The following is a 13,758-nucleotide window of genomic DNA, read 5'->3' on the forward strand; positions in this document are numbered from 1 at the left end:
CTTCGGGCGAAGGGCAACAACAACCTAGCCCCGAGCCTTCGCCCGCGCCTTGCTGCGTGCCCGCGAGGTGGCGTCCAGCTCGACCTTGCGTACCCGCACGATCTCCGGAGTCACCTCGACGCACTCATCGGCCGCGCAGAACTCCATGGCTTGCTCCAGGTCGAGTTCCAGCGGACGGGCCAGCGTCTCGATGACGTCGGCGGTCGAGGACCGCATGTTGGTGAGCTTCTTTTCCCGCGTGATGTTGATGTCGAGATCCTCTGCGCGCGGGTTGATTCCGACGACCATGCCCTCGTAGGTGTCCTGCCCGGGCTCGACGAAGAACTGGCCGCGGTCGGCGAGCTGAATCATGGCGAACGGCGTGATGGTGCCGGACCGGTCCGACACCAGCGAGCCGGTGTGGCGGGCCCGGATCTCCCCCGCCCAGGGCCGATAGCCGTCGAACACCGCGTTGGCGATGCCGGTGCCGCGGGTGATGGTGAGGAAGTCGGTGCGGAACCCGATCAAGCCGCGGCTGGGCACGATGAAGTCCATCCGAACCCAGCCCGCCGCGTGGTTGGTCATCTCCTCCATGCGGCCCCTGCGGCCGGCCATCAATTGGGTGATGGCGCCAACGAATTCCTCGGGGCAGTCGATCGTCATCGCCTCGAACGGCTCGTGCAGCTTGCCGTCGATCGTGCGGGTAACCACCTGCGGCTTGCCGACCGTCAGCTCGAAGCCCTCCCGGCGCATCTGTTCGACCAGCACGGCCAGGGCGAGCTCGCCGCGGCCCTGCACCTCCCAGGCGTCGGGCCGGCCGATGTCGACCACCCGGATCGACACGTTGCCGACCAGCTCTTGGTCGAGCCGGGCGCGGACCATGCGGGCGGTCAGCTTATGCCCGGACACCTTGCCGGCCAGCGGCGAGGTGTTGGTGCCGATCGTCACCGAGATCGCCGGCTCGTCGACGTGAATGCGCGGCAGCGCGTGCGCGTGGTCGGGATCGGCCAGCGTGTCGCCGATCATGATCTCGGGCAGCCCGGCGACGGCCACGATGTCCCCGGCGACGGCTTCCTCGGTCGAGGTCCGCTCGACGCCTTCGGTGACGAGCAGTTCGGTGATCTTCGCGGTGGAGATGACGGGATGGCCGTCGACCTCCCGCATCCAGGCGACCTGCTGGCCCTTGCGGATCCGGCCCTTGTAGATGCGGATCAGCGCCAAGCGGCCGAGGAAAGCCGACGCGTCGAGGTTGGTGACGAGCGCCTGCAGCGGAGCGTCCGGGTCGCCCTGCGGCGGCGGGATGTGGTCGAGCAGCACGTCGAAGAGTGGGTCGAGGTTGGTGCCCTCGGGGTTCTCGCCGTTGGCAGGTTCGGTGGTGCTGGCGATACCCGCGCGCCCCGACGCGTACAGCGTCGGCAGTCCGAGCGCGGCCTCTGCGGCCTTCTGCGCCTCGTCGTCAAGGTCGGAGGCGACATCGAGCAGCAGGTCATGGCTGTCGGACACGACCTCGGCGATGCGGGCGTCGGGCCTATCGGTCTTGTTGACGACCAAAATCACCGGCAGGTGCGCGGCCAGTGCCTTGCGCAGCACGAATCTGGTCTGCGGCAGCGGCCCCTCGGAGGCGTCGACCAGCAGTAGCACGCCGTCGACCATGGACAGCCCGCGTTCGACCTCGCCCCCAAAGTCGGCGTGGCCCGGGGTGTCGATGACGTTGATGACGGTCGTCGATCCGTCCGCATGCTTGCGATGCACGGCCGTGTTCTTGGCCAGGATCGTGATGCCCTTTTCCTTCTCCAGATCCCCGGAGTCCATCAGGCGCTCGACCGCGTCGTCCCCTCGATGTGTCAGCGCGCCGGACTGCCGGAGCATCGCATCGACGAGGGTGGTCTTGCCGTGGTCGACGTGGGCGACGATGGCGACGTTGCGGAATGGCACGTCGGTGATTCTGGCAGCGGTGACCCGTCAATGGCGAACCGAGCAGCTCATCCGGTGTGCATCCAGGGCGGTGAAATGGGCTCACGCGTGTCCGCTTCAGGTTCCCTCGGAGAGACGGGGCAGCTGTCGGGAGGTCACTCAGAGGATGCTGGCCAGGTCGGTTAGCCATCCGCGATCGGCGGGCACCCAGTCGACCTCGGCCAGTTCGGCTGCCGTGACCCAGCGCAGCGCCCGGTGGTCATGCGGGTGCGGTTCGCCGCCGGCCAGGCGCACCAGGTAGGCCCGCAGCGTCGTCGAGCCGTTCAGCGAAATGTCGTCGCCAAGTCGATCCCCCACCACCACGTCGGCAACGTCGAGGCCGAGTTCCTCGGCCAGTTCGCGGGCCAAAGCTTGCGGCTCGGTCTCCCCGGGCGCGACCTTGCCACCGGGAAGTTCCCATCGACCGGCTAACTCCGGTGGCCGGACGCGTTGGGCGACCAGCAGCGCGGAGCCACGGATGACGGCTCCGGCGACGACGATCTGGGTCGGCATCGGCAGCTCAGCCCGCCACTGCGCCCCGCACCGCTTCGACGAATGCACGCAGGTCGGTTTCCCGCTTTCCCAGCCGCAGTGGCCAGTGCGTGAGCCTTAAGTCCGTGACGCCAGCGTTCGCGAGCGCGGCCGCATCGGCGGCGACGGCGGCGAGATCCGGTCCGTCGTCGGCGTTCGCCTTGACCCGAAGCGAGCCGGTGACGCCGAAGCCGTGCGGGTCACCCCCAGCACCTTCCACCGCCGCGCGCATCCGCCCGATTCCGTCGGCGAGGTCGCGGGCGTCCTGACCCCAAGGGATCCAATACTTTCCGAACCGCGCGAGCCGGCGGGCGACGGCACGATTGACCGTCCCACTCACCCAGATCGGCACGCCGCCCGGCTGCAGCGGTTTGGGCATCTGGTGGATCCGATCGAAGGTCAACTCCGGCGACGCGTAGCTGACCTCGTTCTCCCGCCACAACCGCGTGCACACCTCGAGCGTCTGGTCCAGGATCGCCCCGCGCCGGTCGAAATCCACTCCTGCTACGTCGTATTCCTCGCGCTGCCAGCCGACGCCCACCCCGAGATCGACGCGGCCGCCCGAAAGAACATCCAGTGTCGCAACGGTTTTCGCGAGAACGGCGGCGGGACGCAGCGCAGCGAGCAGGATGTTGGTACCCAACCGGATGCGTTCGGTGCGGGCCGCGAGGTAGGTCAGCACGGTGAGCGGTTCCAGCCAGGGTCCGTCCGGCCCGGTGGGCTGGCGGCCGCCGGCCGTTCCCCCCACGCCGGGATCCGCGTAGGCGTCCATGTTCATGCCGAAGGCGATGTGCTCGGAGACCAGCAAGCGATCGAACCCGGCGCTCTCCAGCACGCGCGCCCAGTCAGTGAGGTGCTCCCAGTTCGCCGGCTCCTCGGCGGCGAAGGAGGGGATTCCCATCGACAGCTGTATGGAGGCCATTGCGACAAGTTAACCGATCGACGCCGGCCGCCCGCCAGTCGCATCGACCGCGGGGCGATCAGCTAGCGGCGCGGGTCGTCGGCTCGGCCGCGTGATCGGTTCCCGTCATCGAGCGGTCGATGCCGAAATATGTTGGACCACAGTTAGTATCAAGCTTTAGCGCGGTACAAGTCGTTCAGGTCAGCCATGATCAGCTTGGCGACCTCGTCGGCCCTCTCCGGGGTTTTGTACGGGCCGCCGATTTCGATGAAGACGCTCCATCCGCCGTCCGCATCGGCGAGGACTTTCACGGCGTCGGGTCGTTCCAGGTAGTCGCGGTGCAGAGCAATGAAATTCTCGGGCTTCATGCGGTCAGGGTAGGGCAGATCGGGGCATCTCAGCGTGCCGTTCATGCTCACGTACAGCAAAGTTCGCGTAGCAGACGGTTGCCTACCCGATAAGAACGGGCATTCGGCTCGAACTCATATGCGTCGCAACTCCATTCACTTACGTAGGGTGAATTGGTTGACGTCGATGTAGCCGTCCCGGAACGCCTCGGCGCACCCGGTCAGATACCGCATATAGCGCTGATATACCTCTTCGGACTGGATCCTGACCGCGTCGTCATGGCGTTCGGCCAGTGCGACGGCCCAATGGTCCAGCGTCCGGGCGTAGTGCAGTCGCAGTGACTGGCGGCGGGCCAGGTTGAATCCCATCTTCGAGGCGTGGAACTCCACCATTTCGACCGCGGGCAACTGGCCCCCCGGGAAGATCTCGCGGGCGATGAAGTCGTTGAAGCTGGTCTGCTCCTCGGTCATCGGCAGGCCGCGTTCGACGATCTGCTGCGCGGTCAGCATGGTGATCGTGTGCAGCAGCATCACCCCGTCGCCGGGCAGGGTGCGGTAGGCCATCGCGAAGAAATCGTCGTAGCGGTCGTAGCCGAAGTGCTCGAACGCACCGATGGAGACGATCCGGTCGGCGGACTCGTCGAATTGTTCCCAGCCCCGCAACAGCACCCGCCTGCTGCGTGGGGTGTCCATCGCGTCGAACGATTTCTGGACATGGGCGGCTTGGTGTTCGGACAACGTCAGACCGATGACGTTCACGTCGTACTTCTCGATCGCGCGGCGCGACGTGGCGCCCCAGCCGCAGCCGACGTCCAACAACGTCATGCCGGGCCGCAGGCCGAGCTTGCCCAGCGACAGGTCCATCTTGCGGATCTGTGCCTCTTCCAGGCTGATGGGCCGCAGGCGGTCGAAGTAGGCGCAGCTGTACGTCATCGTGGGATCGAGGAACAGCCGGAAGAAGTCATCCGACAAATCGTAATGGGCCTGGACGTCTTCGAAGTGCGGCGTCAGATTCTCTGTCATGGCGGCCACGTGCCTCCCTGAACTCCGGGGCCTTTACTTCTTCACGGTGTGTCCGCTGACCTCGTTCACCCCCGATTCCCCCAAAACGCCGGAGTCAAACGTTTGGGGCCGTGGCGTAACGTGGCAGCTGGCAAGGTTTTTCGCGTAGAAAGGTTTGCTGTGGTGGCCGTATTAACGGATGAACAGGTGGATGCCGCGCTGCCCGACCTCGACGGTTGGGAACGTGCTGACGGGGCATTGCGCCGCTCGATCAAGTTTGGAAGTTTCCTGGACGGCATCGACGCGGTGCGCCGGGTCGGCGAGCACGCCGAAAGTAAAAACCATCACCCGGATATCGATATCCGTTGGCGGACAGTGACTTTCGCCCTTGTCACACACTCTGAGGGCGGGATCACCCGCAACGACGTCGAGATGGCGCGCGATATCAACCGGATCGTCGGCGGCTAGCCCAGCGACGACGGCGCCCGTGGTTGCGGCCGCTGAGCCGCGGCCGAATCCGAGCGGGCGGCTCGTTTGCCGCAGGTGGCGATGACAACCAGGGTTGCCACTGCGGCCGCCGTGTATGCCAGCCCGGCCCAAGCGAAGTACCAGGGCCGGCTGATCTGCCAGATGTTCGGCTGAGCGAACAACAGCAACCACGGCACGCCGACGATGGTCAACGCCAGCCACCCCCAGCCCGTGACGCGCATTGCGGGTCGCGCGCGCGATGGCCCGTGAATCAGCCAGATCATCAGCGGCACCAGCCACACCCAGTGATGGGTCCACGAAATGGGTGACATCAGTAGCGCGAACATCTCGACCACCAGCAACTTGCCGAGCCGATCCGAGGAGTCCACGGCGCGCCACGCCAGGATGGCCAGCACCCCCGTCACGGCGATGGCGATCAAGACCAGCGGGCCGAAGCCGGCGTCGTGACCCAGGATCCGGGAAATACCACCGCGCCACGACTGGTTGATCGACGTCGCGATGGGCCCGACCCGGTGGGCATCGCCGAGCAGATCGGTGAAGTAATGGCGAGTCTGATCGCCGACGATCAACACCGACAGCGCGACGGTGCCGAAGAACACGACCGCCGAGAACGCGGCCGCCGCGAATCGCCGCACGCCAACCAAATAAACACCGGCGATCGCCGGGGTCAATTTGATGCCCGCCGCCGCGCCGACCAACAGTCCGGATAGCCACCAGCGCGTCGTGTAGATCGCCCAGAGCACCGCGAGCATCAGAAAGACATTGATCTGCCCGTAGTCGAAGTTGTTGCGCAGCGGTTCAATCCAGATCGTGATCGCGGTCCACGCCATCGCGACACGCCTGCCGCTGCCGGGCGGCACGCCGAGGAGTCGCTGGCTGATTCGAACCGAGACGTACAGCGCGGCCATCATCGCGGCCAGCCACAGAAAGGCCGCCAGGCCAAACGGCAGCAGGTGCAACGGGTAGAACACGATCGCCGCGAACGGCGGATAAGTGAACGGCAACGGGAAGTCCGGCGTGTGCTCGCTGTAGACGAAGTCGTACAGGGTGCCGGGGTGGTCGAGCGCGGCCGCGCCGCCGAGATATACGTGCAGGTCGACGAAGTTCGCGCCGTTGCGCGTCAGGTACGTCAAGGCGAGTCGTGCGGCGATGCTCACGACCAATAGCAGCGGCGCGAAGGAGCTGATCACACTCGCCAGCCGCCGGGACAGGGGTGCCGCCGGGGCGGCCACGTTGGTGTCTACCCGCCTGACTTTAGCGACCACGGCGGAAGCTGCGGTGTTGTCCGTCGTCCGGGTCACCGCCATCACTCGTATCGATAACGATCAAATAAATGCCACACGTGTCACTTGAGTCCCACCAGCATCAAAGTAGCTTCGGCTCCGTCACCTGTTGTCGATCCCTTGGGGGAGCAATGCCAAGCATCTGGACTTACGCGAAAGCCGCCGCCGTTGTCGTCGGTTCGTCTGCCGCCCTACTCACGGGCGGCATCGCCCACGCCGACCCCGTGCCGGCGGTTCCCGACCCCATGCAGAACATCCCGCAGCAGTTGATCGCTTCGGCGGCCAACGCTCCGCAGATTCTGCAGAACCTCGCGACCGCTCTCGGTGCGCAGCCGCCGCAGGCTCCGCCCCAGCCCGGTATCACCTTCCCGGGCCTGAGCTCGGCCGCACAGGCGCCCGCGGCGTCCGCCCCGGCGGGTATCCCGTCGATTCCGGGACTCACCCCGGCGACCGCTCCGACCGCCCCCACGGCGGCCAGCCCGACGGTCCCCGGCCTCAGCTCGCTTCCTGGATTGGGACAGACCACACCGGCGGCTCCCGCCGCGCCGGCGAGTTCCGGTATCCCGGGCCTGGGCTCGATCCCGGGCCTGACGTCACCGACGGCGCCTGCCGCCGCACCGGCGTCCGCACCCCAGGTGGCGAATGTGAACATGCCGGCGCTGCCCGGCCTGCCGCTGAACGTGCCGCCGAAACTGTCGCTTCCGGGCGACCTGACGTCGCTCGCCACGGGCGCCGTCCCGGGGACGCCGGCCGCACCGGCGGCCGCGGCCGCGCCGGCCGCTACCCCGCTGTCGCCGCTGCTCTCGGCCATCCCCTGAGCAGTTCGTTAAACGGCCAATCCACTACCTAACGACCGGAGGACATCGTGGCGAGCAATAGGATTCTGTCCAAAGGTTTGGCCGCGGTCGTGACGGCATCGGCTGCCGCGTTCGGGCTCTGCCCGGGCGCGGCAGCCGATCCGGCGGCACCGCAACCGACGCCGCAACAAGGCGCGACCCAGGGTCTGCCGGGCCTGCCCGCGCTGTCGCAGCTGAGCCCGATCATTCAGCAGGCCGCGACCGACCCCGGCCAAGCCACGCAACTGCTGATGGCCGCGGCTCAGGCATTCACCCATAACCCATCGGCGCCCGGGGAATCGAAGAACGTGGCCGCGTCGGTGAATCAATTCGTTCAGGAGCCGGGCGCCCCGGTTCCCGGTGCGCCGGCTCCGGCGCCCATCGCCGCCCCGTCCGAGCATGTGCCCGGTGCCGGCATCGTGCCGGGCGCCGAGGCGCATCTGCCGACGGGCATCGACCCGGTCCACGCCGCGGGCCCGGCCCCGGCGGCAACTCCCCCGGCGGGCACGCCGCATGCTCCGGTACCGGGCGCCGCTCCGGGTCCGGCTCCCGCGGCCGCACCCACACCGGCACCCGCACCAGTCGCGGCACCGGCCCCGGGCGCCGCCCCGGCGGCCGCGACGGCTCCGGGTTTCGGCCCTGACTCGCCGGTTACGCAGGACTTCATGTATCCCTCGATCGGCAGCAACTGCCTCGCCGACGGCAGTAACGCCATCGCGACCGCGCTCTCGGTGGCAGGACCGGCCACAATTCCGTTGCCGGGCCCGCAACCGGGCCAGACCGCCTACGTGTTCACCGCGGTCGGCACGCCCGGACCCGCCGAGGTGCAAAAGCTGCCGCTGAACGTCACCTGGGTGAACCTGACCACCGGCAAGTCCGGCACCGTGACGCTCAAGCCACGCACCGACATCAACCCGGAAGGGCCGACGACGCTGACCGGAATCGCCGACACCGGTTCGGGCAGCATCATGTCGACGATCTTCGGTCAGGTCACGACCAAAGAAAAGCAGTGCCAGTTCCTGCCCACCATCGGCTCGACCGTGGTGCCCTGAAGCCAACCCCGAGAAGGCGGACTGGCTAGTACGCCATGAACAGGATGGCGTCGCGGTCGTACTCCAGGCCCGGATGAACGCTGGACAGGTGAGCCTGGGTCAGCTCGACCAGTTCGTCCTCATCCTTGCCAACGATGGCTTCTCCGCACGGACACGTCAGGTGTGTCTTCACGTTGCCGCCCTTCCCTTCTGGTGACCTACTACTTAGCCGCCTTGGCGGCGGCCTTCATCTGCTTCTTGTAGGCACGCACTTCGCCCATCGATTCGGCGTCGACGATGTCGGCGACGGAGATGTGCGTGCCGGCCTTGCCGAACTGCCCGGCCGCCGCGCGCCAGCCTTTCGGCGTGACCCCGTACTGCTTGCCCAGCAGCGCCAGGAAGATCTGGGCCTTCACCTCACCGAAACCGGGCAGCCCCTTGATGCGCCGCAACAGCTCGTCGCCGTCCGGGTCGCCGGCGGTCCACAAGCCCGCGGCATCGCCGTCGTAGCGGTCCACGACGATCTGCGCCAGGGTCTGGATGCGCTTGGCCATTGATCCCGGAAACCGGTGTATCGCAGGCCTTTCCGAGCACAGTGCGGCAAACTTGTCCGGGTCGTAGTCGGCGATCTCGGCGGCCGAAAAACTCCGGGAGCCGCCCATCCGGTCGGCGATCTTCTTCGGTCCCGCGAAGGCGGTCTCGAACGGCACCTGCTGATCGAGCACCATCCCGATGAGCAGGGCCAACGGGTCGCTGGACAGCAGCGCGTCGGCGTCAGGATCCTGAGCGAGCCACAGTTTCACAGTCAACGACCAACCTTTCGCGCAACACCCTAGGACCGATGACCTATGTGTTCGACAGACTACCCACCGCAACGGCGCCGACGACCAGCGCGTTACCACCGAGCTATCGTGGCGAGGTGGTGGATGAAGCCAAATTGGCACTGCTGGTTGCCCGCGACGAACTGCATCAGCTCGTGAACGCCTATTGCCGGGCCGTCGACCGCGCCGACTACGACGCGCTGCGCGACCTCTACCACCCGGACGCGACCGATTCCCATGGCTCGTTCTCGTCGGGCGGCGTCGAGCCGTTCATCGCACAACTACAGGCGGCGCAGCCGTATGTGCGTGTCTCCCAACACAACATCACCACCACCAACTTCGTGGTCGACGGCGACGGGGCCCGTGGTGAGATCTACTGCCTGGTGTTTCACACCTTCGCCGGTCCCGAACACGACATCGACGTGATCATCGGCGGCCGGTACCTGGACACCTATATCCGCCACGACGGCCGCTGGAAGTTTCTGCAACGCACCATCGTCGCGGACTGGGCCTACCAAAACGACCCGTCCCAGGTGGACTTCAGCCATCCCAGCACCCGCGGCAGCATGCGCGGCAAGCCAGGCAAGGCCGACCCGTCGATCGGACTATTCGCACCGTCTCGCGGCTGAACTAAAAGCTCTGTCCGCCAACAACTCTGGGCAGACTAGCCGCCGCTCTTGCGGCGGAATTCCCGACGGCCTCCGCCCGCCGCGCCGTGCGCCCGAGCCTGCTTACCGCCACCGTCCTTGTGGTCGGATCCACCCGCGGACTTGGCCATCTTGCGCTCCAAGGCTTCGCGAAACTTGCGCTTGTTGTCGTCCTCGTCCTGCGCGGGCGGGGCGTCTTTTCCGGAAGTCTTGTCGGCCATATCGGCAGCCTAGCCCGACTACCGCTTACCCGGAGGCATCCCGTACAGGTGCGAGATCGGCAGCGTCAGCACCACCCGCCGATCGGTGACCATCGTGTGGCGGTATTCATCCCAATCAGGATGCTCACCGGCGATATTGCGATACAACGCAATCAACGCCTCGACGGTGTCGTCGTCGGGCGCGGCGGCCGGGGGCGTGAGCTCGGCGGTGCCTTCGGCCACCGCGTACGACCAACCGTCGTCGGAGTCGACCAGGATCGAGGCGCGCGGATCACGGCGCAAATTGCGGGTCTTGGCCCGCGGCTCGGTGATCGACACCCGGATTACCAACTCGCGCGGGTCGAAGTGGTAACTCACATTCGACAGTTGCGGGCGCCCGTCGCCTTTGATGGTGGCCAGCACTCCGAGCGAGTTCCCCGCTATCAGTGCCAGCAATTTATCGTCGAAGACTTGGCGTCCCATCCCCAAAGACTACGTCGCTCTGGTGCAATCGGATCATGACCAAGTACGCGGTGTTCCTGCGTGGCGTCAACGTCGGCGGCGTCAATCTGAAAATGGCCGACGTCGCCGCGGCCCTGACCGACGCGGGATTCACTGCCGTGCACACCGTCCTGGCCACCGGCAACGTGCTGCTGGAGTCGTCCGCCAAGGCGCCCGGGGTGCGCAAGAAAGCAGAAGCCGCGTTGCGCGAACGGTTCGGCTACGACGCGTGGGTCCTGGTCTACGACGTCGACGCGGTGCGCGCCGTCGTCGAGGCCTACCCGTACCAGCCGGAGGTCGACGGATGTCAGTCCTACGTCACGTTCGTCGCCGACGCGTCCGTGCTCGACGAGCTGGCGAAGTTGGCCAACGACGCCGCCCCCGACGAGAAGATCAGCCGTGGTGACGGCGTCATCTACTGGCAGGTGCCCAAGGGCAGCACCCTGGACAGCACGATCGGCAAGACGATGGGCAAGCCCCGGTACAAGTCGTCGACCACGACCCGCAACATGCGCACGCTGGCCAAACTGTTGCGGTGATGCCGGCGCCAAAGATCGGTAAGGTTTGTCCCGATGACCTCTGCCCGTGACACTCCCAAAGAGAAGGTCTCCCTCGGCGGCGTCTCTGAAACCGCGCTCCTGACGTTGAATGCGCGGGCGCAGGAAGCGCGGCGTGCCGATCCGCTGCTCGTCGACCCTATGGCGATAGCGCTGGCCGACTCGATCGATTACGACTTTGCCAAGTTCGGCCGGACTCGCCAGGACGTCGCGTTGCGCTCGCGGCTGTTCGACATCCAGGCCGCGTCGTATCTGGCAGCACACCCGACGGCCACCGTGGTGGCGCTGGCCGAGGGCCTGCAAACCAGCTTCTGGCGATTGGATGCGACACTCCCGGACGCCCAATTCCGTTGGCTGTCAATCGATTTGCCAGAGATCATTGATATCCGGACGCGGCTGTTGCCGACCTCTCCGCGGATGTCGGTGTGCACCCGGTCGGCCCTGGACTACACCTGGATGGACTCGGTCGACGAAACAGACGGCGTGTTCATCACCGCCGAGGGTCTGCTGATGTATCTGCAACCGGAACAGGGCATGGAGCTGATTCGCCAGTGCGCCAGCAGGTTTCCCGGCGGCCGGATGATCTTCGACCTGCCGCCGGCCTGGGTCTCCCGGGTGAGCCGGCGCGGCGTGCGAACCTCGACGCGCTACAAGGGTCCGCCGATGCCGTTCACCCTGTCGGCTGCCCAGGCGGCCGACCTGGTGAACACCGTGCCGGGAGTCCGCGCGGCACAGGATTTGCGGCTGCCGCCCGGGCGAGGTCGCGCGTTCAACGCCGCCGTGCGGATGATCTATCGCGCGCGCATGTTCCAAGCGCTGCGGCCGTGCTTGACGCTGCTGGAATTCGGCTAGCCCTCGTCGGGCACGGCCTCGAGGTAACGCAGCGCGTCGGCCTTGCCCAGCCCGAGTCCGCGAGCGACGTGGACGTACTCACGGGCCGCTGCCGCCATCGCCGCGTCGGTCGGGTCGTAGCGGGCGATGAAAGTGCCGAAGCGCCCACGAGTTTCGACAATCGCCGCTGTCTCCAGCTCGCGATAGGCGCGCGCGACCGTATTGACGGCCACGCCGAGTTGGCCGGCCAGCTCGCGCACGGTCGGCAAGCGGCTGCCGGGCGCCAAGGCGCCCTCCCGCACGCCATCGATGACCTGCGTCCGGAGTTGGTCGAACAGCGGCCGGCCGCCCTTGAGGTCGACCCGTAGCCATTCGCCCAGCTCCACGTATCCAGTATTACCCCAACCACCGCTATGTTGGTGGCTATGCGAGTGACGGTGCTCAGCGGCGCAGGGATCTCCGCGGAGAGCGGAGTGCCGACATTTCGCGACGACAAGAACGGATTGTGGGCCCGTTTCGACCCCTACGAGCTGTCCAGCACCCAGGGCTGGCTCAACAACCCCGAGCGGGTGTGGGGCTGGTATCTGTGGCGGCACTACCTGGTGGGCACCGTCGAACCCAACGACGGGCACCGGGCCATCGCCGCCTGGCAGGACTACGCCGAGGTCAGCGTCATCACCCAGAACGTCGACGACCTGCACGAGCGTGCCGGCAGCAATCCGGTCCACCACCTGCACGGCAGCCTCTTCGAATTCCGTTGCACGAGTTGCGATCTGCCCTATCACGACACCCTGCCCGAGATGCCTGAACCGGCGCTCGAGGTGCAACCGCCGCTGTGCCCCCGGTGCGGCGGGCTGATCCGGCCCGACATCGTCTGGTTCGGCGAGCAGCTGCCCGAGGGCCCGTGGAGCCACGCCGTCGAGGCGACCCAGGCGGCCGACGTGATGGTGGTCGTCGGAACCTCGGCGATCGTCTACCCGGCCGCGGGCCTCGCCGATCTCGCGCTCTCGCGCGGCGTCACCGTGATCGAGGTCAACCCCGAGCCCACCCCGCTGTCGGGCAGTGTCACGCTCAGCATCCGCGAGTCGGCGAGTCAGGCACTGCCGGGGCTGCTGCAAAAGCTGCCGGCCCTGCTGAAGTAACTAAGAGGGCCGGCGCGCTCGCCCCAGCAACAACTCCGATACCGGCATCGGCGACCACGCGGGCAGCGTCCACTCCCGCCGGGAGGTGTCCACCTCGAACCCAGCGTCGACGATCGCGCGTTCGGTATTGCGATGGGTGTGGCAGTTACCCAGGAATCGCGGCCACACCGTCCGGTCGGCGAACCGCTGCAGCCGACCGCGCAGACCGGCGCTGGCGACGTGCTCGAGATAGCGCAACTCCCCGCCCGGGCGCAGTAATTCGTACAGCCGCCGCAGCACCATCGCGGGATCGCGCACCGAGCACAGCACCAGCGAGCACACCACCGCGTCGAACGGCGCCCCGCCGCGGAACTCCTCCACGGTCTCGTTGGTCAGGACGACCGGAACGGACGCGGCCGCGGCGGCCGCCTGCGCACGGGCCGCCAGTCGCGGTTCGGGTTCCACGGCAACGACCTGCGCGACGGTCGCGGGGTAGTTGGGGAAGTTCGTTCCGATACCCGCACCGACTTCGAGCACCCGGCCCGACAGGCCCGCCAGGTTCTCCCGGCGCAGGGCCCGCACCGCCGCCGTCTCGTGAGCGGCGACGACCGGCCACACCCGGGCGAAGAACGGGTTCTCGAAAGTTGTTGTCGTTGCTGTTGTCATCCCCCACCTATTCGATTCGGAACGGGCCTCAGCATAAGCCACCCGGCGCGCGCAACTGGCGA

19 protein-coding genes are annotated in these 13,758 nt (G+C 67.0%); 7 read left to right on the forward strand and 12 right to left on the reverse strand.

The features are described 5' to 3' along the window. Positions 1 to 24: 24 nt before the first annotated feature. The 5 genes from typA to MJO58_RS21095 all read right to left on the reverse strand — a co-directional run bounded on the left by typA (position 25) and on the right by MJO58_RS21095 (position 4,734). Complete coding sequence (typA, locus tag MJO58_RS21075; protein ID WP_239720842.1) at positions 25 to 1,914, reverse strand: translational GTPase TypA; 1,890 nt, start codon at positions 1,912 to 1,914, stop codon at positions 25 to 27. A 138-nt stretch (positions 1,915 to 2,052) separates the two neighbouring features. Then, the gene (locus MJO58_RS21080; RefSeq protein WP_090609538.1) at positions 2,053 to 2,445 is read right to left on the reverse strand and encodes a (deoxy)nucleoside triphosphate pyrophosphohydrolase; all 393 of its coding nucleotides are present in this window, start codon (positions 2,443 to 2,445) and stop codon (positions 2,053 to 2,055) included. Positions 2,446 to 2,452: 7 nt separating this feature from the next. Then, positions 2,453 to 3,385 carry a TIGR03619 family F420-dependent LLM class oxidoreductase gene (locus MJO58_RS21085; protein ID WP_090605538.1) on the reverse strand — a complete coding sequence of 311 codons (933 nt, stop codon included), beginning with the start codon at positions 3,383 to 3,385 and terminating at the stop codon, positions 2,453 to 2,455. Positions 3,386 to 3,534: 149 nt separating this feature from the next. After that, on the reverse strand, positions 3,535 to 3,732 hold the full coding sequence (locus MJO58_RS21090; protein ID WP_139043328.1) for a hypothetical protein: 198 nt from the start codon (positions 3,730 to 3,732) through the stop codon (positions 3,535 to 3,537). Positions 3,733 to 3,867: 135 nt separating this feature from the next. Continuing rightward, positions 3,868 to 4,734 (reverse strand): cyclopropane mycolic acid synthase family methyltransferase, encoded by an 867-nt coding sequence (locus tag MJO58_RS21095; RefSeq protein WP_090605544.1) that lies wholly within the window; start codon positions 4,732 to 4,734, stop codon positions 3,868 to 3,870. Between the two features lie 162 nt (positions 4,735 to 4,896). Between MJO58_RS21095 and MJO58_RS21100 the strand changes: the two genes are divergently transcribed. After that, positions 4,897 to 5,181 (forward strand): 4a-hydroxytetrahydrobiopterin dehydratase, encoded by a 285-nt coding sequence (locus MJO58_RS21100; RefSeq protein WP_090609539.1) that lies wholly within the window; start codon positions 4,897 to 4,899, stop codon positions 5,179 to 5,181. Here MJO58_RS21100 and MJO58_RS21105 read toward each other — a convergent pair. Next, complete coding sequence (locus MJO58_RS21105) at positions 5,178 to 6,509, reverse strand: mannosyltransferase (protein WP_434086255.1); 1,332 nt, start codon at positions 6,507 to 6,509, stop codon at positions 5,178 to 5,180. The two genes, MJO58_RS21100 and MJO58_RS21105, sit on opposite strands and share 4 nt — an antisense overlap. 107 nt (positions 6,510 to 6,616) lie before the next feature. Between MJO58_RS21105 and MJO58_RS21110 the strand changes: the two genes are divergently transcribed. Next, positions 6,617 to 7,303, forward strand: coding sequence for a hypothetical protein (locus MJO58_RS21110; RefSeq protein ID WP_239720846.1), 687 nt, complete (start codon positions 6,617 to 6,619; stop codon positions 7,301 to 7,303). Between the two features lie 47 nt (positions 7,304 to 7,350). After that, positions 7,351 to 8,373 (forward strand): Rv1157c family protein, encoded by a 1,023-nt coding sequence (locus tag MJO58_RS21115; RefSeq protein WP_239720848.1) that lies wholly within the window; start codon positions 7,351 to 7,353, stop codon positions 8,371 to 8,373. Between the two features lie 25 nt (positions 8,374 to 8,398). On the opposite strand, the gene MJO58_RS21120 is transcribed toward MJO58_RS21115, so the two are convergent. Both MJO58_RS21120 and MJO58_RS21125 read right to left on the reverse strand, forming a co-directional pair. Continuing rightward, positions 8,399 to 8,545 carry a DUF1059 domain-containing protein gene (locus tag MJO58_RS21120; protein WP_084163488.1) on the reverse strand — a complete coding sequence of 49 codons (147 nt, stop codon included), beginning with the start codon at positions 8,543 to 8,545 and terminating at the stop codon, positions 8,399 to 8,401. 28 nt (positions 8,546 to 8,573) lie between these two features. After that, positions 8,574 to 9,155, reverse strand: coding sequence for an HhH-GPD-type base excision DNA repair protein (locus tag MJO58_RS21125; RefSeq protein ID WP_090605555.1), 582 nt, complete (start codon positions 9,153 to 9,155; stop codon positions 8,574 to 8,576). 38 nt (positions 9,156 to 9,193) lie between these two features. On the opposite strand from MJO58_RS21125, the gene MJO58_RS21130 reads away from it, so the two are divergent. Continuing rightward, on the forward strand, positions 9,194 to 9,802 hold the full coding sequence (locus MJO58_RS21130) for a nuclear transport factor 2 family protein (protein WP_090605557.1): 609 nt from the start codon (positions 9,194 to 9,196) through the stop codon (positions 9,800 to 9,802). A gap of 35 nt (positions 9,803 to 9,837) precedes the next feature. Here MJO58_RS21130 and MJO58_RS21135 read toward each other — a convergent pair whose 3' ends face one another. Together MJO58_RS21135 and MJO58_RS21140 are read right to left on the reverse strand one after the other, a co-directional pair. After that, entirely contained in the window at positions 9,838 to 10,041 is a 204-nt protein-coding gene (locus MJO58_RS21135; RefSeq protein ID WP_239720850.1) for a DUF5302 domain-containing protein, read from the reverse strand. 18 nt (positions 10,042 to 10,059) lie between these two features. Then, positions 10,060 to 10,503, reverse strand: a complete 444-nt coding sequence (locus MJO58_RS21140; RefSeq protein WP_090605563.1) for a PPOX class F420-dependent oxidoreductase — start codon at positions 10,501 to 10,503, stop codon at positions 10,060 to 10,062. A 35-nt stretch (positions 10,504 to 10,538) separates the two neighbouring features. Here MJO58_RS21140 and MJO58_RS21145 point away from each other — a divergent pair, with 35 nt between their 5' ends. Continuing rightward, entirely contained in the window at positions 10,539 to 11,060 is a 522-nt protein-coding gene (locus MJO58_RS21145) for a DUF1697 domain-containing protein (protein ID WP_239720851.1), read from the forward strand. A gap of 33 nt (positions 11,061 to 11,093) precedes the next feature. Further along, positions 11,094 to 11,930 carry a class I SAM-dependent methyltransferase gene (locus tag MJO58_RS21150; protein ID WP_239720852.1) on the forward strand — a complete coding sequence of 279 codons (837 nt, stop codon included), beginning with the start codon at positions 11,094 to 11,096 and terminating at the stop codon, positions 11,928 to 11,930. Here MJO58_RS21150 and MJO58_RS21155 read toward each other — a convergent pair. Further along, on the reverse strand, positions 11,927 to 12,295 hold the full coding sequence (locus MJO58_RS21155) for an Rv1152 family transcriptional regulator (protein WP_239720853.1): 369 nt from the start codon (positions 12,293 to 12,295) through the stop codon (positions 11,927 to 11,929). The two genes, MJO58_RS21150 and MJO58_RS21155, sit on opposite strands and share 4 nt — an antisense overlap. Before the next feature lie 39 nt (positions 12,296 to 12,334). Here MJO58_RS21155 and MJO58_RS21160 point away from each other — a divergent pair, with 39 nt between their 5' ends. Next, a complete protein-coding gene (locus tag MJO58_RS21160; protein WP_090609540.1) occupies positions 12,335 to 13,051 on the forward strand; it encodes an SIR2 family NAD-dependent protein deacylase in 717 nt (238 codons plus the stop codon). Here the strand turns inward: MJO58_RS21160 and MJO58_RS21165 are convergent, their stop codons facing one another. Continuing rightward, the gene (locus MJO58_RS21165; RefSeq protein WP_239720854.1) at positions 13,052 to 13,696 is read right to left on the reverse strand and encodes a class I SAM-dependent methyltransferase; all 645 of its coding nucleotides are present in this window, start codon (positions 13,694 to 13,696) and stop codon (positions 13,052 to 13,054) included. Between the last annotated feature and the right edge of the window lie 62 nt (positions 13,697 to 13,758).

The organism is Mycobacterium lentiflavum (genome assembly GCF_022374895.2).
GTDB lineage: Bacteria > Actinomycetota > Actinomycetes > Mycobacteriales > Mycobacteriaceae > Mycobacterium > Mycobacterium lentiflavum.